The sequence below is a fragment of the Streptomyces sp. NPDC041200 genome (assembly GCF_055591805.1).
The window spans coordinates 287226-312050 of record NZ_JBVIZF010000007.1 but is presented as its reverse complement, the minus strand read 5'-3'; the positions used below and the strand labels follow the sequence as shown (position 1 = coordinate 312050).

Annotated in this window: 18 protein-coding genes; 6 read left to right on the top strand and 12 right to left on the bottom strand. The window is 72.8% G+C overall.

Annotated elements, in window-relative coordinates; translation table 11 throughout:
- Positions 1-2: 2 nt before the first annotated feature.
- The 8 genes from ACZ6CL_RS19640 to ACZ6CL_RS19605 all read right to left on the bottom strand — a co-directional run bounded on the left by ACZ6CL_RS19640 (position 3) and on the right by ACZ6CL_RS19605 (position 11613).
- Positions 3-728, bottom strand: a complete 726-nt coding sequence (locus ACZ6CL_RS19640) for a 4'-phosphopantetheinyl transferase family protein (RefSeq protein WP_468937377.1) — start codon at positions 726-728, stop codon at positions 3-5.
- Positions 729-844: 116 nt separating this feature from the next.
- Positions 845-2851, bottom strand: coding sequence for a S9 family peptidase (locus ACZ6CL_RS19635; protein ID WP_468937376.1), 2007 nt, complete (start codon positions 2849-2851; stop codon positions 845-847).
- Positions 2852-2867: 16 nt separating this feature from the next.
- Positions 2868-4223: a M20/M25/M40 family metallo-hydrolase gene (locus tag ACZ6CL_RS19630; RefSeq protein ID WP_468937375.1), complete on the bottom strand. Its 1356-nt coding sequence runs from the start codon at positions 4221-4223 to the stop codon at positions 2868-2870.
- Entirely contained in the window at positions 4216-5049 is an 834-nt protein-coding gene (locus ACZ6CL_RS19625; protein ID WP_468937374.1) for a M55 family metallopeptidase, read from the bottom strand. The genes ACZ6CL_RS19630 and ACZ6CL_RS19625 overlap by 8 nt, the downstream gene beginning before the upstream one ends.
- Before the next feature lie 6 nt (positions 5050-5055).
- Entirely contained in the window at positions 5056-5835 is a 780-nt protein-coding gene (locus tag ACZ6CL_RS19620) for a class I SAM-dependent methyltransferase (RefSeq protein ID WP_468937373.1), read from the bottom strand.
- Positions 5836-5853: 18 nt separating this feature from the next.
- Positions 5854-8247 carry a SpoIIE family protein phosphatase gene (locus ACZ6CL_RS19615; RefSeq protein ID WP_468937372.1) on the bottom strand — a complete coding sequence of 798 codons (2394 nt, stop codon included), beginning with the start codon at positions 8245-8247 and terminating at the stop codon, positions 5854-5856.
- Positions 8248-8457: 210 nt separating this feature from the next.
- Positions 8458-10995, bottom strand: a complete 2538-nt coding sequence (locus ACZ6CL_RS19610) for an MFS transporter (RefSeq protein WP_468937371.1) — start codon at positions 10993-10995, stop codon at positions 8458-8460.
- A 162-nt stretch (positions 10996-11157) separates the two neighbouring features.
- Positions 11158-11613 (bottom strand): SRPBCC family protein, encoded by a 456-nt coding sequence (locus tag ACZ6CL_RS19605; RefSeq protein WP_468937370.1) that lies wholly within the window; start codon positions 11611-11613, stop codon positions 11158-11160.
- A 198-nt stretch (positions 11614-11811) separates the two neighbouring features.
- Between ACZ6CL_RS19605 and ACZ6CL_RS19600 the strand changes: the two genes are divergently transcribed.
- Together ACZ6CL_RS19600 and ACZ6CL_RS19595 are read left to right on the top strand one after the other, a co-directional pair.
- Positions 11812-12846 carry an Rv2578c family radical SAM protein gene (locus ACZ6CL_RS19600; RefSeq protein ID WP_468937399.1) on the top strand — a complete coding sequence of 345 codons (1035 nt, stop codon included), beginning with the start codon at positions 11812-11814 and terminating at the stop codon, positions 12844-12846.
- A gap of 62 nt (positions 12847-12908) precedes the next feature.
- Positions 12909-13337 (top strand): RidA family protein, encoded by a 429-nt coding sequence (locus ACZ6CL_RS19595; RefSeq protein ID WP_468937398.1) that lies wholly within the window; start codon positions 12909-12911, stop codon positions 13335-13337.
- Here the strand turns inward: ACZ6CL_RS19595 and ACZ6CL_RS19590 are convergent.
- Entirely contained in the window at positions 13334-13690 is a 357-nt protein-coding gene (locus tag ACZ6CL_RS19590) for a MerR family transcriptional regulator (protein WP_468937369.1), read from the bottom strand. The genes ACZ6CL_RS19595 and ACZ6CL_RS19590 overlap by 4 nt on opposite strands.
- A gap of 47 nt (positions 13691-13737) precedes the next feature.
- Positions 13738-14493, bottom strand: coding sequence for an SDR family NAD(P)-dependent oxidoreductase (locus ACZ6CL_RS19585; protein ID WP_468937368.1), 756 nt, complete (start codon positions 14491-14493; stop codon positions 13738-13740).
- Positions 14494-14577: 84 nt separating this feature from the next.
- On the opposite strand from ACZ6CL_RS19585, the gene ACZ6CL_RS19580 reads away from it, so the two are divergent.
- Positions 14578-15084: a GNAT family N-acetyltransferase gene (locus ACZ6CL_RS19580; RefSeq protein ID WP_468937367.1), complete on the top strand. Its 507-nt coding sequence runs from the start codon at positions 14578-14580 to the stop codon at positions 15082-15084.
- A gap of 633 nt (positions 15085-15717) precedes the next feature.
- Here the strand turns inward: ACZ6CL_RS19580 and ACZ6CL_RS19575 are convergent.
- A complete protein-coding gene (locus ACZ6CL_RS19575; RefSeq protein ID WP_468937366.1) occupies positions 15718-16395 on the bottom strand; it encodes a HEAT repeat domain-containing protein in 678 nt (225 codons plus the stop codon).
- 430 nt (positions 16396-16825) lie between these two features.
- Between ACZ6CL_RS19575 and ACZ6CL_RS19570 the strand changes: the two genes are divergently transcribed.
- Both ACZ6CL_RS19570 and ACZ6CL_RS19565 read left to right on the top strand, forming a co-directional pair.
- Positions 16826-18661, top strand: coding sequence for a 3-hydroxyacyl-CoA dehydrogenase family protein (locus ACZ6CL_RS19570; protein WP_468937365.1), 1836 nt, complete (start codon positions 16826-16828; stop codon positions 18659-18661).
- 85 nt (positions 18662-18746) lie between these two features.
- Positions 18747-19565: a TetR/AcrR family transcriptional regulator gene (locus ACZ6CL_RS19565; RefSeq protein WP_468937364.1), complete on the top strand. Its 819-nt coding sequence runs from the start codon at positions 18747-18749 to the stop codon at positions 19563-19565.
- A 69-nt stretch (positions 19566-19634) separates the two neighbouring features.
- On the opposite strand, the gene ACZ6CL_RS19560 is transcribed toward ACZ6CL_RS19565, so the two are convergent.
- On the bottom strand, positions 19635-21497 hold the full coding sequence (locus ACZ6CL_RS19560; RefSeq protein ID WP_468937363.1) for a glycoside hydrolase family 97 protein: 1863 nt from the start codon (positions 21495-21497) through the stop codon (positions 19635-19637).
- A 169-nt stretch (positions 21498-21666) separates the two neighbouring features.
- Here ACZ6CL_RS19560 and ACZ6CL_RS19555 point away from each other — a divergent pair, with 169 nt between their 5' ends.
- Positions 21667-24543: a glycosyl hydrolase family 95 catalytic domain-containing protein gene (locus ACZ6CL_RS19555; RefSeq protein WP_468937362.1), complete on the top strand. Its 2877-nt coding sequence runs from the start codon at positions 21667-21669 to the stop codon at positions 24541-24543.
- Positions 24544-24825: the final 282 nt, after the last annotated feature.

Genomic DNA, 24825 nt, shown 5'->3' with positions numbered 1-24825 from the left:
GGCTACCCGTCCCGGCCGGGGCCGCGCAGGGCCATCGCGGCCGCGTAACCGGACTCCACCGGTACGTCGATCAGCGCCCACGGGCCCACCGGCACCGGCTCCCGGCCGGTGCCGACGTAGTCCTGCGCCGGGTCCTGGGACAGCCCGGTGCCGATGCCCTTCAGATACGCCTCCTTGCGCGTCCAGCAGCGGCCGAAGGCGGCGGGCCGCTCTGCCTCCGGCAGCGCGTCCAGCTCGGCGCGCTCCCTGGGGTGCAGGCTCTGGGCCACCTGAGTCACCACCGAGGCGGGCTGGAGCTTCTCCACATCGGCCCCGACCGGAGCCCCGGCGAAGGCGAAGAGCACCAGGTCACCGGCGTGCGACATATTGAAGTGGAGCGGGGAGCCGACCACCGCGGGACGGCCGTGCGGACCGCCGCAGCCGGGGCAGTCCTCCCGGGTGAACGGCACGGTGGCCGGATCCACGCCCAGATAGCCGCCGAGCAGCTGCCGCAGCCCGATATGGGCCGCCGTGTACCGCTCGCGGTCCTCGGCGCGCAGGAACCTCCCGGCCCGCTCCAGCTCCTCGGCATCGAGGATCTTGGCGGGTGCGGCGGCGTCGAGGGCGGCGGTGAAGGCCGAGACGCTGAGCAGCCAGGTCTCGGGCTCGCCGCCCTGCGGCCACCCACCGGCCAGCGCGGTGGGCAGCGGCTCACGGCCGACGAGGCGCGGGGCCCGTGCGGGTGTCAACTGGCTCCTCCAGTACGAATAATGGCGAAACAGCTCGCGTATCGGATCACGTATCGCATCTCAGCGCTGCTCACGCTACCGCTGCCCCAGGACATCCGGCAGCGCGCCCCTGACGTTCATGTGCGCAGCTCCAGGGCGGGCAGCCCGGCCGTGGGCAGGCCGAAGGCATGGGCGTACAGGGAAAATTCGGCCTCCAGGGCGCGGACCATGGTGTCGGCGCGGCGGAAGCCGTGCCCCTCGCCCTCGAAGGCGATGTACGCGTGCGGCACCCCGCGCCCGGCCATCGCCTCCAGGAACCGCTCGCACTGCGCGGGCGGGCAGATCGTGTCGTCCAGCCCCTGGAGCAGCAGGAACGGCGCGGTGATCCGGTCGGCCCGGTGCAGCGGCGAACGCTCCCGGTAGCGGTCCGGGACCTCGGCGACCGGGCCGATCAGCGACTCGGCGTACCGCGATTCGAAGTCATGGGTCTCGCCGGTGGCCCAGGCGGCGGGGTCGAGGACCGGGTAGATGACCGTGCCGCACGCGTACAGCCGGGTGGCGGTGAGCGACGCGGCCGCCGTCCAGCCGCCCGCGCTGCCCCCGCGGATCGCCAGCCGGGCCCGGTCGGCGACGCCCTCGTCGGCGAGCGCCCCGGCGACGGCGGCGCAGTCCTCCACGTCGGCCACGCCCCACTGCCCGGACAGCCGGTCGCGGTAAGCGCGGCCGTAGCCGGTGGACCCGCCGTAGTTGACCTCGACGACGCCGATGCCGCGCGAGGTGAAGTACGCGATCTCCAGGTCGAGCACGAGCGGGGCACGGCTGGTGGGTCCGCCGTGCGCCCACACCACGAACGGCGGCAGCTCGCCGGGCGGGCCGCTGTGGCCGGGGTTGTGGGGCGGGTAGAGGTGGGCGTGGATCTCGCGGCCGTCCGCCCCGGCGAAGGTGCGGACCTGCGGCTCCGGGTAGTACGCGGGGTCGACGGGGTCGGTGTGGGCGTTGCCGATGACGCGGGCGTGGCCGGTACGGGTGTCCAGCTCCACGACCTCATGCCCGCTGCGCGGGCTCGCGGCGACACCGATGACCCGGGTGCCGTCCACGGCAAGCGTCGGCTCCCACTCCGTCCACGGCCCGGCGACATCGGCCAGCTCCCCGGTCGCGGGGTCGAGGATCCCGAGCCGCTGAGCGCCCCGCCCGTGCAGCACGGCGATCAGCCCACCGCCGTCCAGCGGCGCGAACCACCGGCGCCCGAGCTTCCACAACGGCCCCCCGAACTCCTCCTGGCGGGAGCAGAGGGTGCTGCTGGCGATGACGTCCCCACCCGCCGCGTCGGGGTCGATCCGCTGCAGATGCCACCAGCCGCTGAGGTCCGAGACGAACAGCAGCGAACCGTCGGGCGCCCACTCGGCCTGCGCCACCGATTCATCGGTCTCCCCCACGAGCGGCCGCACCCCGGTGAACGGACCCTCGTCCGCCGCCTCGGCGACCATCACCACCGTGCCGTCCCACGGCATCCCGGGGTGGTTCCAGGCGATCCACGCGACCCGGCGGCCGTCCGGGGCGAGCTGGGGGCCGGTGACGAAGTCGTGGCGGGCGTCGGTCAGTTCGCGTAACGCCGCGCGGTCCTCGGCGGCCGAGCCGTCCAGGGGGACGGCGGCGATGACGCGCCGTACGTCGGTCGGGCGCTCACCCGTGAACTCCTCCAGGACGCACCACACTTCACCCCGGTCCACATGGATCCGCATGTCCGCCCAGCGCAGCCCCTCGCCGACCGCGGACACCGGGGTCAGCGGTCGCGGCGGGGCGGGCGCGGGGGCGTCCGGCTCGTACGCGTACAGCCGCTGGTCGGCGAAGTGCGCGAACACCACGAGCGGGCCGCCGGACGGGCGTGGCGCGGCGGCCCAGGGGGTGCCGCCGTAGCCCATGACCTTGCTGCGCGCGTTCCACGGCGGGGGCAGCACCGGCTCCTCGGTGCCGTCGGCCCGCCGCCGGATCAGGGTGCGGCGGCCGCCCTCGGCGGGGCGGGGCGCAGTCCACCACACCTCGTCGCCGACCGTGCCCACATACTCGGGGTGGCCGTCGTGCGAGGCGGCGAGGGCGGCGTCGACCGGGGAGGGCCACGTCCCGTACGGGGCCGTGGCGGTCATCTGCTGGACCACCCGCTCACGCCCTCTGCAGGAAGTGGTCGAGCACCCGGACGCCGAAGTGCAGGGCGTCGACCGGGACTCGCTCGTCCACTCCGTGGTAGAGCGCCTGGTAGTCGAAGCCCTCGGGCAGCCGCAGCGGCGAGAAGCCGTAGCCGCGGATGCCCAGCCGGGAGAACTGCTTGGCGTCGGTCCCGCCCGACATGCAGTACGGCACGGCGTGGCCGCCCGGGTCGAAGCGCTGGACGGCGGCGCACATCGCCTCGTACGTGGGGGCCTCGGACCCGACCGGGGCCTGGAGCGGGACCTCGCGGTGGTGGAACTCCCAGTCGACGTCCGGGCCGGTGAGCTGGTCGAGGGTGTCGCGGAACTCGTCCTCGCCGCCGGGCAGCATCCGCCCGTCCACATAGGCGGAGGCGCTGCCGGGGATCACGTTGATCTTGTAACCGGCTTCCAGGACCGTCGGGTTGGCGCTGTTGCGCACGGTCGGCTCGATGAGGGCGGCAGCCGGGCCCAGCTTGGCGAGCAGTTCGTCGACGTCGAAGCCGGGCGCGTCCACATCGGCCGGGATGTCCTGGAGCGCGGCGATCTCGGTGAGCGCCGCCTTGACGGTGGGTGTCAGCCGCACCGGCCAGCGGTGGTCACCGATGCGGGCGACGGCGGCGGCCAGGCGGCTGACCGCGTTGGCCCGGTTGACCTTCGAGCCGTGACCGGCCCGGCCGCGCGCGGTGAGCCTCAGCCAGGCCGTGCCGCGCTCCCCCGCCGCGATGGGGTAGAGCCGCAGCCCGGGCCCGGCGTGAAAGGTGAACGCGCCGGATTCGCTGATGCCTTCGGTGCAGCCCTCGAACAGCTCGGGGTGCTGGTCGGCGAGGTAGCCGGAGCCCCAGGCGGCGCTGTCCTCCTCGTCGGCGGTGAAGGCCAGCACGATGTCCCGCCGGGGCCGCACCCCGGCACGCGCCCAGGCCCGGACGACGGCGAGGACCATCGCGTCCATGTTCTTCATGTCGATGGCGCCCCGGCCCCACACCACCCCGTCGCGCACTTCCCCGGAGAAGGGGTGCACGGTCCAGTCGGCGGGCTCGGCGGGCACCACGTCGAGGTGGCCGTGGACGAGCAGCGCGGGCGCGGCCGGCTCGGTGCCCTCGATCCGGGCGACCACATTGGTGCGCCCGGGCGAACGCTCCAGCAGCATGGGGTCGATGTCCACGTCGCTGAGCATCTCCGCGACATACTCGGCGGCCGGGCGCTCCGAACACTCCCCTCCGCCGCGGTTGGTGGTGTCGATCGCGATCAGCTCGGAGGTGAACCGCACCACCTCCTCCAGCGCCTGCTCGTCGATCGCTTCGATCTCCCCCGGACGGGCCGTGTCAGCCATATTGCTCCTCCACCGCGGCCGATACGACGGTCGTGACCGCCTTGAAGCAGCGGATCCCCTCGTACATGGTCGGTGAGGTGTAGGCGACACGCCGCTCGCCGCTGCGCTCCACGCCCGGTACGACGCTCGCCGCCCCCACCAGATGCTCGGCGTCGAACTCCAGCTCGATCGTGAACGGCCCGCGGTGCGGGGGTTCGTGGCGCACCGCCAGCACGGCGGCCTCCCGCGCCGCCTCCCGGATGTCAACGGCGGTACGGGCGGGGGTGCGGCACACCGCCGCGTACCGCGAGACGTAGTCCTTGACGGCGACGCACCTGGCCTCCGGCGCATAGCCCTTGGCGTCCTGGCACGTCTTGTCGTCGCCGGTGACCAGCACCACCGGCACTCCGTACTCGGCGACCACCAGCGAGTTCAGCAGCCCCTCGCTCGCCCGGGCCCCGTTCGCCCAGACGCCGGTCACGGAGTTGGGGAGATAGGTGTGCGCGAGGACGCCCTCGGTGCCCGCGCCGGTGTGGTACCCGATGAACGCCACGCCGTCCACATCGCCGTGCTGCACGCCCTCAACCATGCTCAGCGTCTTATGCCGCCCGGTGACCATCTCCGCCCGCGGGTCCAGCTCCTCCAGCAGCAGATTGCGCATGGACCAGTGCGCCTCGTTGATGAGCACCTCGTCCGCGCCGCCGTCGAAGAACCCCAGCACCGCCGCGTTCACATCGGAGGTGAACGGGCGCCGGAAGCGCTCCCACTGCGGGGTGCCGGGCAGGCAGTCGCCCGGCCAGGTCACGCCGGTGGCGCCCTCCATGTCGGCGCTGATGAGGATCTTCATGGTTCGTTACGTTACGCGGTGTACGGGAGCCGAACCACCCCTGTGGATAACCCTTCCGGACCCCGGCGCACGGGCCACAACGAACCACCGGGCCGGCAGCTCCACCCGTGAACCGTCGGCCCATTGCTCCGTCTGGGCGAGCGCCGTGGGGCCCTCGGCCAGGATCCGCAGCCCCGCCGCCACCAGCAGCTCCGGGATCTCGGTGGTCCCCGCGTCGGCGGGCTTGAGGCCGTGGTCGAAGACCCGGCGGAGCTTCAGCGGCGGGCCGCCGGGGCTCTCGGCCAGGCGGGCCAGCGTCGCCTTGGACTCCTCCGTCAGCTCCGCGACGAAGCCCCGGCCGCGGCGGCCGACCAGGGTGGCCACCGCCTCGGCGACGAGGCGGCGGTCGGGGGCGTCGCTCTGGTGGATGACGGCGCGCATGTAGACGTTGGCGTCGCCGAGCCGCTCGTGCAGCTCCCCCACGGCCGCCGGGTCGGTGAGGCTCAGCTGCCGGAACTCGGCGACGGCCCCGGCCGTATCGGCGCGGCGCGCGTGCTCGACCGCCGCGTGGGACAGGTCGACGCCCAGAGCGCGGCCGAAGCGGGTGGCCAGATAGCGGGTCTGGGTGCCGTTCCCGCAGCCCAGGTCGAGGATGGGCAGGCCGGGGTCGGCGTGCGGGGTCAGGCGGTCGACGTCCCGGGCGGCGCTCAGCGACGGGTCGGCGTCCCAGATGGCCTCCCCCGGGGCGTCCGAGGTGCCCCGCCAGTAGCTCTCCCACGCTTCCCGGTAACGCTCCGACACGCTCATCGCCGCTCCCCACGTACGTCAAGTCCGGGGCAGGCCCTGCTCGAACCAGACCGTCTTGCCGTGCCGCGTCCGGCTCGTACCCCACTCCCTGGCCAGCTCGCTGACTACCCGCAGCCCGCGCCCGTACTCGTCGTCGGGACCGGCGCTCAGCAGTGCGGGAAGTTCGTGGTCGTCGTCCGAGACCTCGCACAGCAGCGCCTCGGTGCGCACCAGACGCAGCACCAGATGGTGGGTGTGAGCATGCCGCACCGCGTTGGTTACGACCTCGCTGACCAGCAGCTCGGCGGTCTCCACGGCGTGCGGGAGGCCCCAGCGCAGAAGCCGCTCGCGGACCAGGCGGCGGGCCCGGCCCACCTCGCCCGGGTCGAGGGCCAGCCGCCACTGGGCGACGTCGTCGGCGGGGATGCCGTTCAGCCGGGCCATCAGGAGGGCCACATCGTCCTTGCGGCCGCCGCGCCCGTCCTGGGCGCGGGACGAGGCGGCGAGCGCGCGGATGACGGTGTCGCACGCGTCGTCCATCGACACCGCCGGATGGGCGGCGGACTCGCACAGCGCCGCGAGCCCGGCGCCGATGTCCTGGCCGCGCACCTCGACCAGGCCGTCCGTGCACAGGATGAGCCGGTCGCCGGGCGCGACCCGCACCCGGGCCGTCTCGAACGGCACCCCGCCCACCCCGATCGGCGCGCCGGTCGGCAGGTCCAGCAGCGCGGCGCGGCCGTCCTGGGCGCGGACCAGCACGGGCGGGATGTGGCCCGCGTTGGCGATCAGCAGCTCGGAGCGGATCGGGTCGTAGACCGCGTACAGACAGGTGGCCAGATAGTGCTCGCCGAGCCGCTGCGCCAGGTCGTCCAGGTTGCGCAGCAGCTGCGCGGGCGGCAGGTCGAGGGCGGCCATGGTCTGGACGGCGATGCGCAACTGGCCCATCATCGCGGCCGAGTTCAGTCCGTGCCCCATCACATCGCCGACGACGAGCGCGGTGCGCGAACCGGACAGCTTGATGGCGTCGAACCAGTCGCCGCCGACCCGGCCGAGCCGGGTGCCGGGCAGATAGCGGGTGGCGGTGTCACAGCCCGCCATGCGCGGCGTCACCTGGGGCAGCATGCTGTCCTGCAGGGTCTCCGCCACGTTCTCCTGGTAGGTGTACATCCGGGCGTTGTCGAGTACGAGCCCGGCCCGGGCGGCGAGTTCGGCCCCGGTCGTGCGGTCCATGCCGTCGAACGCCTCGCGGCCCGCGCGGCGCAGCAGCACCATGAAGCCGAGCACCACATCGCGCGCCTTGAGCGGCACGATGAGGATCGACCGGCCGTTGATCAGCGGACGCAGGTCCCGCTTCTCGAACTGCCCGGCGATCCGGTCGCCCAACTCGTCGCTGAGGTACGGGATGAGCACGGGTTCGCCGGTGACCATGCACTGGAAGAACGGGGTGTGCTCGGGGAACGCGATGCTCTCCCCGACCGGCACCGTGTCGTCCCAGCGCCCCGGTTCGTCGTTGTGCTCGACCCAGACGCGGTGCCAGACGGTGGTGACGTCGGGCGGGCCGTCGGGGAAGCCCTCGCCCGCGAGGACCTGGGCGCGCAGATGCGTACCGGCGAAGTCCGCGAAGCGGGGGACGGCGGCGCTGGTCACCTCGCGGATGGTGCGGGCCAGATCGAGGGAGCTGCCGATGCGCCCGCTGACCTCGTTCAGGAACTCCAGGCGCTCGCGAACGGCGGCGTATTCGAGGTCGTCTTCGAGATCTTCGAGGGCATCGGCACCGGACGGCGGCTGCTCGGCCACGGCGCCGCGCCTCGCCGCCCGGCGCGCCCGGCGCTCGCGGTAGCGGGGCATGCCCCAGTCCGGCGTCACCGGTACCCGTTGGTGGTGGCTGATCTCCAGGACCGGGTAGCCGAGTTCGAGGACCTGGGCGACGATCCGGCCGCCGGTGGCCGGGCCCATGTTCGGCAGGATGTCCGGCAGCCGCCCGGCCAGCAGTTCGGCGCCCGGGAACTCGGTGTGCAGCGCGAACCCCGGCGCGAAGCGCTCGTCCGGGGAGCCCCCGGCGAGCCCCGTGGCGTCCGCCGCCAGCACGAGCAGTCGCTCGGGGCCCGGTCCGGTGAGGGGGTACGCCCACCACAGGACGTCGGCCTGGGTGGCCTCCTGGGCGGCGTCGGCCTGGAGGGTCATCCGGGCACGGCCCGCGGTGGGGTAGGAGCGCGGGCCGCAGAGAACGCCGTCCGCCGCATCGGTGAGGTCCTCGCCGCGCAGTGCGCCCGAGACCGGCATCAGATCGACGGCGGGGGCGCCGATGGCCTGCTCGCGGGTGCGTCCGAAGAGCTTGCGGGCGCCGGAACTCCAGTGCGTGACCAGCCCGTCGGCGTCGGCGACGGCCACCGCGAGCGGGATCCGGCCGGACACCTCCGTGCCATGCTCCATAGGCGGAAGACTCCTTCGCACGCACGACCCGCACCACCGTCTTCAACGGTACGGCGGGGGCCGGTCACGGCGTGGGCCAATACCCGAATAGGTGTCATCTTGTGCGAGGTGGCGAGCGCGTGTGCGAAGCCCGCGCCCCGGACCCCGGCGGAAGGCGGGGTCCGGGGCGCGGGCGTCCGGTGAGCGTCAGCCCTCGTGGCCGACCGGTCGTCAGTCCTCGTGGCCCAGGTGCAGATCGCGTTCCGTACGGCCGCCGCCCGCCACCTGGAGCACCGTCGCGACCGGGGGGTAGCCCGCCGCGATCACCGTGTACTCCCCCGCCGACAGGTCGATGAAGCGGAAGGCGCCGTCCGCGCCGGTCGTCGCGGTGTCGACGACGTTTCCGGCCGCGTCCAGCAGCGTGACCCGGGCGTCCTCGACGATGCGGCCGCCACCGGCCCGGACGACGCCGCGCAGCACCGCGCCACCGGCCAGTTCGATGTCCTGGTGGGTCTCGCGGGCGGCCTGCACGGTGACCGGGAGGGCGGCGGGCCGGAAGGCGGGCGCGCTGGAGGCCAGGGTGTACTCCCCGGCGACCAGTTCGGTCATCACGTAACCCCCTTCGCGTCCGCTGCGCGTGGAGGCGACGACCTCGCCGCGTACGTCGGTGAGGGTGACCGTCGCGTCCCGTACGGGCGTGCCGTCCGCCGTCAGCACGGACCCGGCGAGGCGGCCCGCGCCGCCCAGGACGACGTCCAGCTCGACCGGACGGTCGCCGACCGTGACGCTGACCGCCCGCGGCTGATGGCCTCCGGCCGACGCGATCAGGACGTACGACCCGGTGCCGGGCGTGCTCAGCGCGTACCGCCCGTCCTCACCGGTGGCGCCGCGGCCGATCTGGCGGCCGCTGACGTCGATGAGGGTGAGCGCGGCCCGTGGGACCGAGGTGCCGTCGTGGTGCTGGACGGTGCCGCAGACCGGGATGCCCGCGACGGGCGGCGGCGGGGGCGGGGCGGCGTGCCGGGGCACCGAGCGCGCCGCCGGTACGACGGGGTCCGGCTGGACGCCGGGGTCTGGCTGGACGGCGTAGTCGGTGTGGGACACCAGTGGTTTCTCCTTCAGCAGGAAGGCGAGCAGGAAGCCCAGGACGAGCACCGGCACGAGGTAGAGGAAGATCCGCGGTATGGCGTCGGCGTACGCCGTGATGTAGCCGTCGCGCAGCGCGCGCGGCATCGCGTGGACGATCTGCGGGGTGACGGAGTCGGGGTCGGGCAGCTCCGGTGCTCTGGCGACCCGGCCGCCCGTGCCCTTGGGGAACTCCTCGGCGAGGCGGTCGGCGAGCCGGTGGGCGAAGAGCGTGCCGAAGATGGCCGCGCCGACGCTGCCGCCGATCTGCCGGAAGTAGTTGTTGGCGCTGGTGGCCGAGCCGAGGTCATCGGGCGATACGGAGTTCTGCACCGAGAGGATCAGCACCGGCAGGACGAGCCCGATGCCGAAACCGAGGACGCCCATCCAGAGGCTGTAGTCCTGGCGGGAGGTGTCCTCCTCCAGCCGGGAGAGCAGCCACATGCCGCCGATCGAGATGAGGCCGCCGACAACGGGGAAGACCTTGTAGCGGCCGGTGGCGCTGATGAGCTGGCCGGAGATGATCGAGGACAGCACCATGCCGCCCATCATCGGCACCATCAGCAGCCCCGACTCGGTGGCGGAGACGCCGTCGACCATCTGCAGGAAGGTCGGCAGATAGCTGGCGGCACCGAACAGGGCGACGCCGATGACCGCGCCGATGAGCCCGGAGACGCAGAAGACCGGATCGCGGAACATCCGCATCGGCATGAGCGGTTCGGGCACGACGCACTCGACGACGACGAAGAGGATCGCGGAGCCCGCCGCGCCCAGGGCGAGCCCGAGGATGACGCGCGAGTGCCAGCTGTACTCCGTACCGCCCCAACTCGTCAGCAGCACCGCGCAGGTGGAGAACATGGTGAGGAACAGGGCGCCCAGGTAGTCGAAGCGCGGCCGCCGGAGCGGTTCGGGCACCTTGAGGACGGCCGCCACGACGGCGAGCGTGACCAGGCCGAAGGGGACGTTGACGTAGAAGCACCAGCGCCATGAGGCATGGTCGGTGAAGAAGCCCCCGATCAGAGGCCCGGCCACCGACGCGAGGCCGAACGCGGCCCCGATGAGCCCCATGTAGCGGCCGCGCTCCCGGGGCGGCACGATGTCGGCGATGATCGCCTGGACGCCGATCATCAGCCCGCCCGCCCCCACGCCCTGCACCGCCCGGAAGACGATCAGCTCGTCCATCGTGCGCGACCATCCGGCGAGCGCGGAGCCCGCGACGAAGACGACGATCGCGAAGATGAAGACGCTCTTGCGGCCGACGAGATCGCCGAGCTTGCCGTAGACCGGCAGCACGATGGTGACGGCGAGGAGGTAGGAGGTGACGGTCCAGGACATCTTGTCCAGGCCGTGCAGTTCGCCGACGACCTCGGGGAGGGCGGTGGCGACGATCGTCTGGTCGAGGGCGGCCAGCAGCAGGGCGAGCATCAGCCCGAGGAAGACCGTCCGCACCCGGGCCGGGCTGAGCCCCGCCCCGGCGGGGCCGTCGGACGCGGGGCCGCCCGGTGGCGGGCCGTCGTCGCCCGGCCGTCCCACCGCGCCGTCGTTTTCGCGGGTTCCCTCGGTGGCGCGGGCGGGTGCGCCTGCTGACCGTTGGCCCTTCTCGAAGGTGGTCTCGGTGATCCCGCCCACGTCATGTCTCCCCATCGTCACGCCTGCGCCGCCGCCCTGTTCTCGCATTCCGAGACAACCAGGGGCAAGCGCGACGAATCGATAAAGAGACGGGTTCGGGCGGCTTTACCGCAAGTGGGAGCAGGTGCGGCCTATGGAGCGCACCGCCGGGAAAACCACCCGAACCGGTGACCGTGGCTACTGGGCGCTCTGGGCCGGGAGTTCGGCCGCGAGCTTCTCCAGCACCCCGTCGTAGATGCGGGCGAGGCCCTTGGGTGCGAAGGTGCGCTCGAAGAAGCCGCCGATGCCGCCCGCGCCGTTCCATACGGACGTCACGACGACCCGCGCCTTGCCCTCCCCGGCCGGGGTGACGGTCCAGGTGGTGACCATGGAGGAGTTGCGGTCCTTCTCCACGAGCTGCCCGTCGGTCGGCTCGGAGACCTCCAGCAGACAGTCGCGCACCCGCTTGCTGGTGGCCTGGAGCCGCCAGTGCACCAGAGTGCCTTCGCCGTCGCCGCCCTCACGGACCTCGTACTCGCTGAACTGCTCGGTGAGCAGCCGGGGGCGGACCTCGCGGTAGTCGGCGAGCGCGTCGAACACGTCCTCGGGCTTGCCCGTGACGATGCGCTCCGTGGTGGCCTCGACCTGGCCCATTGCTCTTTCCTCCGATGGTTGCGGTTGCGCTGCCCTCGCGTACGTGCGCGTCTGCCTCGCGTCCGTGCGCGCCGGCGCCCTTGCCCTGCGCTGGCAAGCCAACCACCTGGGGGTCACCCGCCCAAATTCGGGGTTGACGAAAACGAAGGGAACATGTGTTCTATTGTGGTAGTGAGCGAGACCCCGGAGGTGCGTGCCATGCGCTGGGACAACCTGACAGGCGACGACGAGACGGCCGCCCCGGCCCTCTTCGCCACCGACGCGGTCGTCAGCCGCACGTTCGACACCCCTGAGTTCCGCGGCATCACCTTCCACGAGATCCGGGCCCGTTCGATCGTGAACCGGGTGCCCGGCGCGTCCCGGATGCCCTTCGAATGGACCGTGAACCCGTACCGGGGTTGCACTCACGCCTGCGTCTACTGCTTCGCGCGCAAGACGCACAGCTATCTCGACCTCGATACCGGGCGCGACTTCGACACCCAGGTCGTGGTCAAGGTCAACGCCCCGGAGCTGCTGCGGCGCGAGCTGGCCGCCCCGCGCTGGCGCGCCGAGCACATCGCCATGGGGACCAACGTGGACTGTTACCAGCGGGCCGAAGGCCGGTATCAGCTCATGCCCGACATCCTCGGCGCGCTCATCGAGCGCGCCAATCCCTTCTCCATCCTCACCAAGGGCACGCTGATCCTGCGTGACCTGGAGCTGCTGCGGCGGGCGGCGCGCGTGACCGACGTCGGCGTCTCGGTCTCCGTCGGCTTCACCGACCGTGAGTTGTGGCGCACCGTCGAACCCGGCACCCCCTCCCCCGAGCGGCGCCTCGACGCCGTACGGGCGCTGTCCGGGCACGGCGTGCCCTGCGGGGTGCTGATGGCTCCGGTGATCCCCTTCCTCAGCGACTCCCCCGAGCAGCTGCGCGCGACGGTCCGCGCCATCGCCGAGGCGGGCGCGACGTCGGTGACCCCGCTGGTCCTGCATCTGCGCCCCGGCGCCCGCGAATGGTTCACGGACTGGCTCACCCAGCACCACCCACGGCTGCTGAAGCGCTACGACGCCCTGTACGACGGCGGCTCGTACGCTCCGAAGTGGTACCAGCGGCGGATCACCGGGATGGTGCACGACTTCGCCGCCGAGTACGGCATCGGACCGTACGAGGCGGGCGCGCACCGCGCCGTCCCCGACCGCGCCGGGCCCGAGGAGGGTTATCCACAGGGCCCGGCCCAGCTGTCGCTGCTGTAGGCGATGATCTCCTCATGGCCCCGGACATCGCGATGGGGCACGGGGAGTTGGAGGGAATGCACATGTCGCAGCTCAGCCATGCGGTCGCGCCCGAAGGGGTCGCGCCGGGAAACGGATACAGCCATGTCGTCTGGGGCACCGGGCGCTTCGTGGCGGTCTCCGGGCAGATCGCCCTGGACGAGACGGGCGCCCTGGTGGGCGAAGGTGACCCGGCGGCGCAGGCCCGCCAGGTGTTCGAGAACCTGCGGCGCTGCCTGGCCGAGGCGGGGGCGACGTTCGCCGACGTGGTGAAGCTGACCTACTTCGTCACCGATGTCGCCCACCTGCCCGCGGTCCGCGCGGCACGGGATGAGGTCATCGACACGGCGCGGCCGCCCGCCAGTTCGGCGGTGCAGGTGGCGGCGCTGTTCCGGCCGGATCTGCTGCTGGAGATAGAGGCGTTCGCGATCATCGGGGAGCACGGGGAGAACGCGGAGCACGTCGGCGGCTAAGGGGTGTCGGCGGCCTGCCCGAGTGCCTGGGCGAGGCGGTCGCGGGCCTCGGTCTGGGCGGCGATCCGGGCGTCGAGTACGGCGAGCCGGGCCCGGGCGATGCCGAGCCCTTCGGCGCTGGGCGGTGCCGTGGCCATGTCGCCGTCCAGGCAGGGCAGGAAGCAGCGGACGTCGTCCAGGGTGAGGCCCACCGAGAGCAGATGGCGGATGTTGCGGACGCGGACGGCGGCCCGCTCGTCGTACACCCGGTAGCCGTTGTCCGCCCGCGCGGACGTGATCAGCCCCGCCTGCTCGTAGTGGCGCAGCGCGCGCGGCGTCGTGCCGGTCGCAGCCGCCAGTTCCCCGATCCGCACCGGTCCCCACCTCCGGTGCCGTTCTACCACCCGCCGGTGCCGCCCCGTCAGCCGACGACCGCCCCGCCGTCCACGGGCAGGACCGCGCCGGTGATGAACGAGGCGCCGGGCGAGGCGAGCCGGCTGATCGCCCACGCCACCTCCTCGGGGCGTCCGATCCGCCCCAGCGGGGTGTGGGCGAGCTGCCAGGCGCGCACCTCGGCCCGCCGCTCGGGCGACAGCCCCGAGTGGTCCGCGATCGGCGTCTCGATCGCCCCTGGCGCCACGGCCACCACCCGCACGCCGCGCGGCGCCAGTTCCACCGCCCAGCCGCGGGTCAGCGTCTCCAGCGCGGCCTTCGTCGCGGCGTAGACCGCGTTACCCGGCCAGCCGCGCAGGCCGACGGCGGTGGACACGTTCACGATCACGCCGCCGCTCGCCTCCAGAGGGGCGAGGGCGGCCCGGGCGAGCAGGATGGGAGCGATGAGGTTTGTTTCGAGATGGGTGGTGGTCAGTTCGCGGGTGCTGCCCTCCAGGGGCGCGGAGCGGACGATCCCGGCGTTGTTCACCAGGATGTCCAGCCGCCCGTACGTCTCGACGGCGTGGCCGACGATGTCCTCGGCGGCTCCGGGTGCGGTGACGTCCGCGGCGAACGGATGGACGCGGTCATGGCCGCGGGCCGTCTCCGCCAGCGGCTCCGGCCGTCGCCCGACGGCCACCACCCGCGCGCCCTCCCCCGCGAGCACGCGGGCGGTGGCACGGCCGATGCCGGTACCGGCTCCGGTGACCAGGGCGACGGGGTACGGATTCGAGTGATCTTCCATGGCGTAGATCGTGTGTCCCTGCCGCCAGTGACAAGGTCAAGCCACCTACGGTGGACAGATATGAACGGGGCGCGGGTAAGGGAGATGACCGAGTCCGACATCGACGCCGTGGCGACGGTGCGGGTGCGGGGGTGGCAGAAGGCCTACACGGGGCTGATGCCGCAGACGTACCTGGACGGCCTGAGCGTCGAGGAGGACGCCGAGCGACGGCGGGAGTTCTTCTCCCGGGGGCTCGGCGACGTGGTCAACCTGGTGGCGGAGGACCGCACCGGCGAGGTGGTCGGCTGGTCCTGCTTCGGCCCCTACCGGGACCGCGATGTGCCGCCCGGGGACGCCGAGTTGTACGCCCTCTACGTCCACCCCTCGCTGCTCGGCACGGGCATCGGCCGCGCCCTCCTCGACGAGACCCGCCGCCGGGTCGCCGAACGCGGCTTCCCGTATCTGCGGCTGTGGGTGCTGGAGGAGAACCGGCGCGCCCGCCGCTTCTACGAGCGGGCGGGCTTCGCGGCGGATGGGGGCGCGGAGACGTACAAGGTGAACGGCGCGGCGGTGCCGGAGCTGCGCTACGCCCTGCGCCTGCCCGGCGGTTGATCCCCCACCGCCGGCTCCGCCCCCGGGCCCCCGGCCACCGGCCAGCACATGCGGGGCGACGGCGCCCCCGCCCGACCGCTACAGCCCGCGCGGCACCACCCGGGCCACCTCCACCCGCCGGGCCCACACCCCGGGCTCCGGGGGACCCAGGGGCGCCGCCCCAACGGGACCGGGAGCCGAACCGCCGAGGTCCAGGGGCGAAGCCCCAGCGGGAGCCAAGGGCTGAGCCGCGGGGGCCAGGGGCGCAGCCCCCGACAGGCGCCGGACGACGCGGCCCCGGAGCAGGAGCACAGCCCCACCGGGCGACAGGGGCACAGCCCCAACAGGCGCCGGGCGTCGAGCCGCCGGGGCAGGGGCGCACCCCCGGACCGGGCCCGCCCCTGAGCCCCGCCGGGCCTCAGGGGCGGAGCGACGCGGCGGCCTGGAGTCGAGCCCGGCGGAGGGGCCGGAGCCCGGCTGGGGCCCGGGGCCGGGCGAAACCCGGCGGGCGCCCGGAGCCAGAACCCCAGCGGAGCGGGGGCTGCGGCCCGGGCGAGCGCCGGGAGGTTCCAGGGGCGCGGCCCCCGGCGGGGGCCGGGGCGGAGCCCCGGTTCGGGGAGGGGCGGGGTGGGGGGAGGCTCGCGTAGCGCTGCGTCACCGCACGCCCGCCCGGCCCGTGCCCGCGCGGCCGGAGCGGGGGGCGGGGGGCGGGGTGGGGGCCGGGTCGAGGGAGCCGCCGCCGCTGATGCGGGCCAGGGCGGCGGCGGCCGCGGCGCTGAGCCGTATGTGCTCGGCCGCCGCCTTCAGCGCGGGGATGGCGCGTTCGTCGCCGATCGCGCCCAGCCCCTCGACGCACGCGCGGGCGATGACCCAGTGCCGGTCCCGGGCCCCCAACTGGCGTTCCAGCGCGGCGACCAGGGCCGGTACGGATTCGGGGGCGCGGAGTTCGACGAGGAGCCGGATGGGGTGCAGGGAGTACGCGGTGCGCAGCGGATTCGTCGCCAGGGCGGCGGCGGCACGCGCGGTGCGCGGATCGTCCAGCCGGGCCAGCACCCGGGCGGCGGTCGCGCAGCGCGCGGGCTCGCGGTAGTTGAGGAGCAGGACGAGCGTTTCGAAGGCCCGCCGGTCGCCCGCGCTGCCGAGGACGAAGGCGGCGGTCTCGCGCGCCCACAGCGGCTGCTCCGGCGCGACCAGGATGCGGGCGAGCTGTTCGCGCGCGGCGGGAGTGCCCTGCCGTACGAGCGCGAGCAGCGAGGCGTGTGCCGCGGTCTCCTGCTGCGATGTGAGCGAGGCCCGTACCCGCTCCGTCAGCGTGCGGAATTCGTCGTCCATGTCGAGGTCTCCCCTCCCCGGTGATCCGCGCCATCGCGCAGGACTCACAGTCGGCTCTGGCGTCTTGGTTACCCGCGAGTTAATATGGCGACACGAGTAGCACCCCTGCTCGGGCGGCCTGGTGACGCAGCCGCCTTGTGTGACGTCGGTTCGGCACATTCAGCAGCAGTACGGCACGGCCCCGGGACAGGGCCCGCCGTGTGTCTCCCACGGGCAGTTTCCTCCGTGCGGCGCTGTCCGCCAGGGAGCGTGCAAACCCTTCCGTCGGAGTTTTCGAGCGTGCCGGAGGAGTTCCCGCGGCAGGCGCCGGACGCCCGTCCGGATTGCCCGTATCGCGGCGTCCGTCCTCCGTTCTTCACCGAAGGCTCCTCTCGATCGTCCCAGTCGTCACTTCATCCCCGTTTCCGGGGAACACCCTCTGGAGTCCGCGATGGACCGTCTCCCACAGACCGGCGTCAGCCCCACGTCCTCCTCTGATCTCTCCCCCTCTCGGGCCCCGCTCACTACTGTCGCGGTCGTCGGGCTCGGCACGATGGGCACCGGCATCGCCGAAATCCTGGCCCGTGCGGGGCGTCAGGTGATCGGCGTCGACATCAGCGAGAGCGCCTGCCGCCGGGCCGTCACCGCGCTGGAGGTGGCCACGGCCCGCGCGGTGGGCCGCGGGCGGATGACCGAGCGCGAGCGGACGGCCGCACTCGACCGCTTCCGCACGGCGACCGACGTGTCCGCCGCGGCGGACGCGGACCTGGTGGTCGAGGTGGTGCCCGAGGACTACGGCATCAAGCGTGACGTCTTCGCCGCGCTGGACGCCGTCGTCCGGCCGGACACCATCCTGGCGACCGGCACCAACGCCCTTTCCGTGACCCGGCTGGCGGCCGAATCCGCCCGCCCCGAGCGCGTGTTGGGGCTGCACTTCTTCAATCCGGCGCCCGCCATGAAGCTGGTGGAGATCGTCTCCAGCGTGCTGACCGCGCCCGCCGCCATCGAGGCGGTCACCGCGCTCGCCCGCGACCTGGGCAAGGAGCCGGTCGCGCTCGGCGACCGGCCGGGCTTCATCGCCGACGGGCTGCTGTTCGGCTATCTCAACCAGGCCGCCGCGATGTACGAGTCGCGGTACGCGGCGCGCGAGGACATCGACGCCGCGATGAAGCTCGGCTGCGGGCTGCCGATGGGGCCGCTGGCCCTGCTGGACCTGATCGGGATCGATACGGCCCGTACCGTCCTGGAGGCGATGTACGCGGCCTCCGGCGACCGGCTGCACGCGCCCGCGCCGATCCTGGGCCAGCTCGCCGAGGCCGGGCTCACCGGCCGCAAGGCGGGCCGCGGCTTCTATACGTACGAGGCGCCCGGCAGCGGCACCGCCGTCCCGGACGGCGCGGCGCCGCAGGCGCCGTCCCCGGAATCGGGCCGTCCGGTGCGTGTGGTCGGCGTCGCGGGCTCGGGCACGATGGCGAGCGGCATCGCCGAGGTGTTCGCCAAGGCGGGCCATGAGGTGGTGCTGGCGGCCCGTACCGGGGAGAAGGCGGAGGCGGCGAAGGCCCGGGTCGCGAAGTCGCTGGCGCGGTCGGTGGCCAAGGGGCGGATGACGGAGACGGTGCGGGGGCGGGCGCTCGCCCGGATCACCCCGGCCGACTCCCTCGACGCCTTCGCGGACGCGGACCTCGTGGTGGAGGCGGTCGCCGAGGATCTGGCCGTCAAGCAGGAGCTGTTCACCGTGCTGGACAAGGTCTGCAAGCCGGGCGCGGTGCTCGCCACCACCACCTCCTCGCTGCCGGTCATCGCCTGCGCCCGCGCCACGTCGCGCCCGCAGGACGTGGTCGGCATGCACTTCTTCAACCCGGCCCCCGCGATGAAGCTCGTCGAGGTCGTGTGCACCGTGCTGACCTCGGACGATGTGCGGGCGACCGCGCACACCGTGTGCCGGGAGGTCGGCAAGCACCCGGTGGACTGCGGGGACCGGGCCGGGTTCATCGTCAACGCCCTGCTGTTCCCGTACCTGAACAACGCGGTGAAGATGGTCCAGGAGCACTACGCGTCGCCCGATGACATCGACGCCGCGATGAAGCTCGGCGGCGGCTATCCGATGGGCCCCTTCGAGCTGCTGGACGTGGTCGGGCTGGACGTCTCGCTGGCCATCGAGAAGGTGCTCCACCGCGCGTTCCGCGACCCGGGCCTGGCGCCCGCGCCGCTGCTGGAACACCTCGTCGCGGCGGGCTGCCTGGGCCGCAAGACGGGGCGCGGCTTCCGCGAGTATGCGAAGGCCTGAGAATCCGCTGGGCTGGGGCGGACTGCTCGAACCGTCCTTCGGTCCGCCCCCGCACCAGCACTCACAAGCGTGTTACGTTCCCCACATGTCCCAGCCCGTAAAGGCCACTCGTACGCAGCGTAACCGCTCGAACTCCTCCGACGGCGGCGAGAGCGCGGGCAGCCGCCGCGCCGCCGCCCAACGCCTCATCATGCGCCGCAAACTCGCGGCGGCCGCCATGGAGTTGTTCGCGACGCAGGGGTACGAGGCGACGACGGTCGACGAGATCGCGGCCAGAGCGGGCGTGGCCCGACGCACGTTTTTCCGCCATTTCCGGTCCAAGGAAGAGGCGATCTTCCCGGACCACGACGACACCCTGGTGCGGGCCGCCGCGGTGCTGGACGCGGCACCGGCCCATGAGAACCCGCTGGACACGGTGTGCCGGGGCATCAAGGAGGTCATGCGCATGTACGCGGCCTCCCCGGCGGTCTCCGTCGAGCGCTACCGGCTGACCCGCGAGGTCCCCGCCCTGCGCGAGCGCGAGATCGCCTCGGTGGCCCGCTACGAGCGGCTGTTTACCCGCTACCTCCTGGGCCACTTCGACGAGGGCGCCCACCACGACGGCGACGACGACCCCCTGCTGGCCGAGGTCGCCGCCTCCGCGGTGGTCACGGCCCACAACCACGTCCTCCGCCGCTGGCTGCGGGCGCGGGGCGAGGGCGACGTCGAGGCCCAGCTTGACCACGCGTTCGCGATCGTGCGCGAAACGTTCGGCACCGGCATCGGCGCGGGCCGCCCCGGCCCGGGCCGCCCCGCGGTGAGCGTGGCCACGCCGGGCGAGGAGGACGTCATGGTCATGGTGGCCCGCACGGACGCCCCCCTGGGCGAGGTCATGCGAACGATCGAACGTGCGCTGAAGCGGTAGCTCAGGCCCGCTCAGCCCCGCTCAGGCCCCTCCCGGTGCCGGGAGGGGCCTGAGCGGTGGAGGACGCCGCTAGTCCGCCGGTGTGAAGCGGACCGCGTAGCCGCCGTTCTTCGGGACCGCGACCGACAGCCGCGACGACGCCGTGACCTCGCGGGTTTCGGTGACGATCTTGCCGTCCTCGCCGTCCCGGTACAGCTCGGCGCGCCACGTGCCGTCGCCGAGGAAGCGCAGCGGCTCGTCCAGGGTGCGGGCGTCGCCGGAGGTGATGGCGCCCAGGTACCAGTCGTCGCCGGAGCGGCGGGCGAGGACCGCGCGGTCGCCGGGGTCGCCGTCGACGAGCTGGGTGTCGTCCCACACCGTGGGCACCTGGTCCAGGAACTTCAGGGCGGCCGGGTGGGCGTCGTACGACTCGACGCTGTCGGCGAAGTGCTGCACCCCGGACTCGTACACCACGGACAGCGCCAGCTCGGCGGCGTCGCTGGTGGGCCGCACGCCGGTGAAGGTCACCGGCGTGAAGTCCATGGGGCCGATGAGGTTCCGGGTGAAGGGCAGCGTCGTGTAGTGGGCGGCCGGGAACGGCTGACGGCCCGGCTTGGGGCGGGTGCCCTCGGCGCCCTTGACCGCCTCGACGCTCATCATCTGCGGCCACGTCCGCTCCTGGCCACGCGGAATCGTCGCACCGTGGAAGTTCAGCATCAGCCGGTGCTTGGCGCTGTCCTTGAAGACGGCGTCGTACCACCGCATGCGGTCCTGGCCGTCCGATTCCAGGAAGTCGACCTTGAGCCCGACGATGCCCCAGGTCTTGTACTGCGCGAACAGCCGGTCCCGTTCGCTCTGCTGGTCGATGGTCTGCCAGCGCACCCAGGCCCAGATGCCGACGCCCTTCTCCTTGGCGTACGCGGTGAGTTGGGGCATCCAGTCGTTGCTCCAGCCGGAGTCGACCAGGACGTACTCCCAGCCCTCCCGGGCGGCGAAGTCGACGAACTTCTTCTGCGCGGCGAGGCTGGTCGGGCTGCTGCCGTCCGACCACCACGACCAGGCCGCCTTGCCCGGTTTGATCCACGAGGTGTCGGCGACCTTCGACGGCCCGGCGAGGTCGGTCGGCAGGTCGCTTTCTGTGACGGTGGCGAGGTCGCCCATGACCATCGTGCGCCACGGGGTGGTGAGGCCCGGGCCGCTGACCTCGGCGGGGTCGGGGAGGGTGAGGTGGAAGCGGTCGGTGGCGGCGTCGAGGGTGAGCCGGGAGCCGCCGTACGAGCTGTTCAGGTCGGCTTCCTCGACGAGCATCCAGCTCTTGCCGATGCGGAAGAGCGACGGATAGCCGTAGTCGCCCGCCTTGGCGTCGGCGACGCTGCCGTGGTCATGGGCGGACTCGTAGTCCGAGCGCCCGTTGTCGTACGGCAACAGGTAGGAGTCGGCGGTCGGCGGCACGGCGAACTCCGTGGTCTCGCCGAGCACGGTGACCGTGCCCTTACCGGGCAGGGCGTAGCGGTACGCCAGGCCGTCCGCGGAGACGCGGACGATCACCCTCAGCGTCCGTCCGTCCTTGCGGAAGGTGAAGGCCGACTCGGAGGCATCGGAGGTGTGGTGGGTCCGGCGGCCGGTGGTGGTCGTGTAGGTCTCGTGGATGGCGCGGTCGCTGCGCCCCGCGAACCGCAAGCCCTTGCCGAAGTCGGTGTCGGCGGTGCGGATGCCGAGCGCGGAGGGGCGCAGCACGGTGGTGGAGCCGTGCCGGGCGGTGAGGGTGAGGCCGCCGTCGCGGGTGAGGCCGAGCTGCCCGCTGACCTGGCCCTTCCCGGTCAGCCGCCAGCTGCGCGAGCCGTCCGCGCCGTCCGCCGGGCCCGCGGCTTCGGCTTGGAGTGGTACGAGGACGGCGGCCGTGCAGGCGATGCCCGCCGCGGCTCTGGTGAACCTGGACCGAATGACGCGCATCGTTCCCTCCCACGGGACATGTGGCGATAGACAGGCCCATGACAGACCCATACATCAGATCTATCCGGTGCCTTGACGCATCTTTAGCCGCTTCCTACGCTCCCGTCTAGCCAAATCATCGGACCAATCTCCGCAACTTCGATGTCTCTTCGGACGGAGCTGATCGACGATGGCAGTCAGCAGACGCGGTTTCCTGGGCCGGGTGGCCGCAGGGGCCGCTGCGGGGTCGACGGCGGGGGTCGCCCTCCCCGCACCGGAGGCGGAGGCGGCCGGGCACGAGCGGTCCGTGGTCCTCACCGGCATGCGAACGGACACCGAGTGGCAACGCTTCCTGGCCGCGCAGGACCTGATCTGGAAGCGGATGCCGCGCACCTGGTACGAGGGCCCGTTCCTGGGCAACGGCCTGCTCGGCTCGATGGTGTACCAGGAGCCCGGCGAGAACGCCCTGCGCTTCACCGTCCACCACAGCGAGGTGCAGGACCACCGCCCCACCCAGGGCGGCAGCGACTGGGGTGTGGCGCGGCTTCCGGTCGGCAATCTGCTGCTGCGCCCGGCCGGGAAGATCACCGGCGTCGATCTGCGACTCGGCCTGTGGGACGCCGAGTTACGCGGCACGATCACCACCGACAAGGGCCGTCTCACGCTCCGCGCGCTGGTCCACAACGACCGGACCATGCTGCTGGCCACGGTCGAGGCGAGCGCGGGCGAGGAGGGGTTCCGCTGGGAGTACCGCCCCTCCCCCGCCGTCAGTCCGCGCATCGTCCGCGAGGACCCGCCGAAGGGGTTCGAGCCCAACCCGAAGCCGGTCAGCCGTACCGAGGACGGGCTCGGCGTCACCGTCCAGTCGATGGTCGCGGGCGGCCAGACGGTGACCGCGCACAAGGAGCGCGGCAAGGGCCGGGAGCGGACGTACTACCTGGCCGTCGCGCACTCCCATCCGGGCACGGACGCGGAGGGCCGGGCCATCTCCACGGTCCGCAAGGCGTCCGCGCTGCCGGTCTCCAGCCTGCTGCGCTCCCACCGCGACTCGTGGCACCGCTTCTACCGCAAGAGCTTTCTGTCGGTCCCCGACACGATGCTGCAGAGCTTCTACTGGATCCAGCTCTACAAGCTCGCGTGCGCGGCCCGCGAACACGCCCCCGTCATGGCCACCACCGGCCCCTGGGTGGAGCCGACCCCCTGGCCCGGCGTGTGGTGGAACCTCAACGTCCAGCTGGAGTACTGGCCGGTGCTGGGCTCCAACCACCTGGAGCTGGACGCGATTCCGCGCACCCTCGCCGAGAACACCGACGTCCTGATCAGCGCCCTCAAACCGGAGTACCGCGCCGACTCGGCCGCGCTGCGCCGCTCCACCGACGCGCAGTGCGAGGACAACGGCACGGTGCCGGTGCCCGGCGTCGGCGACTCGGCGGAGGTCGGCAATCTGCCCTGGGCGCTGCACAACGTGTGGCTCCACTACCGGCACTCCATGGACCGGGGCCTGCTGGAGGACGTGCTGTACCCGCTGCTGCGCCGCTCCACCAACTACTACCTGCACTTCCTGACCGAACAGGCCGACGGGAAGCTGCATCTGCCGAAGACCTTCTCGCCCGAGTACGGCCCGGCCCCGGACTGCAACTACGACCTGGCGCTGCTGCGCTGGTCCTGCCGGACGCTGCTGGAGACGGTCGAACTGCTGGGCACGGACGACCCGCTGGCGCCCAAGTGGCGCGAGGTGCTGGACAAGCTCGTCCCGTACCCGGTGGACGAGAACGGCTTCATGGTCGGCACCGGCGTCCCGTTCGCCAAGTCGCACCGCCACTACTCGCACATGCTCTCCGTCTACCCGCTCTACCTGGTCAACTGGGACCAGGAGGAGAACCGCGACCTGATCACCCGCTCGCTGGAGCACTGGATCGGCTTCGAGGGCGCCCTGCGCGGCTACAGCTTCTCCGGCGCGGCCTCGATCTCGACCCAGATGGGCCGGGGCAACGACGCCCTGAAGTACCTCCGCGAGCTGGTGGCGCGCTTCATCCAGCCCAACACCCACTACTACGAGGCGGGTCCGGTCATCGAGACCCCGCTCTCGGGCGCGCAGGCGATCCACGACATGCTCTGCCAGAGCTGGGGCGGGATCATCCGGTTCTTCCCCGGAGTGCCGGACGACTGGCGGGACGTGGCGCTGCACGACTTCCGCACCGAGGGCGCGTTCCTGGTCAGCGCGGTGCGCAAGGGCGGCAGGACGCGGTGGGCGCGGGTGCGGAGCCTGGCCGGGGAGCCGTGCCGGGTGCGGCACTCGCTGACCGGGCGGATCAGGGTCGCGGGGGTGCGCGGCCCGGCCCCGAAGTGGCGGACCTTGAGCGACGGCGTGATCGAGCTGGACCTCGGCCGGGACGAGGAGGCGGTGATCTACCCGGCCGCGGGGCCGCGCCCGGACTTCCACATCGCCCCGGCGAAGATCTCGGAGCCCGCCGACCGGTGGGGCATGCCGGAGCTGCCGCAGACGGGCCAGGTCACCCAGGTCGACCTGACGGGCGCCTTCGACAATGACGCCATCACCACCGAGATGTACTACGGCGACGGGGACTTCGACGGTACGGGGCGCACGTACCCGATGGTGCAGCTGCCGCAGACCGGGCAGACCGAGGACGACGGGATCACCTTCGCGTTCACCAACGGAAGCGAGGGGTCACCCAACAACGTGATCGCGGCCGGGCAGAAGGTCACGGTCCCGGCGGGGAGCTACGCCAGGCTCCACGTGCTGGGCGCGGGCGACACCGGCAACGTGACGATCCCGGCGGTGGCCTCGTACGCGGACGGCTCGACCGCGAAGCTCACCATCCAGCTGACGGCGTGGCTGTCGGGCCCGGCGTACGGGGAGACCGAGGCGGTGCGCACCAGCCAGATCCACGCCCGCAGCGGACCGGTGGGCACGAAGGCGGCGATCTTCCACCAGACGGTGGCCCTGGACCCGGCCAGGGAACTGTCCTCGATCACCCTGGCCGCTCCCGCGTCGGGCACCGCCCGGGCCCACGTCTTCGCGCTCTCGCTGGAGAAGAACGACTAGATAACCGCGGCGCCTGATTCACCAAGGGCACACAACCGAACACCATCCGCAACGGCCGCCCCTCCCGGGGCGGCCGTTCTTGCTCATGCGTGCAGCCGAGATGACAACTGAGAGAATTTGTTGGCACTCAGTGTCTTGCGAGGTGGCACACCGTGCCATACGGTGAAGTTGTCCGGGCGGCCGGCGCGCTGCACACCTCGCGCGTCGGCTGTCCCCGCAAGCCGCCTTGCGCGCCCGGACACCGCCTGCGTCACCAGGCGGGCCCACGGCGCTCACCCGCGC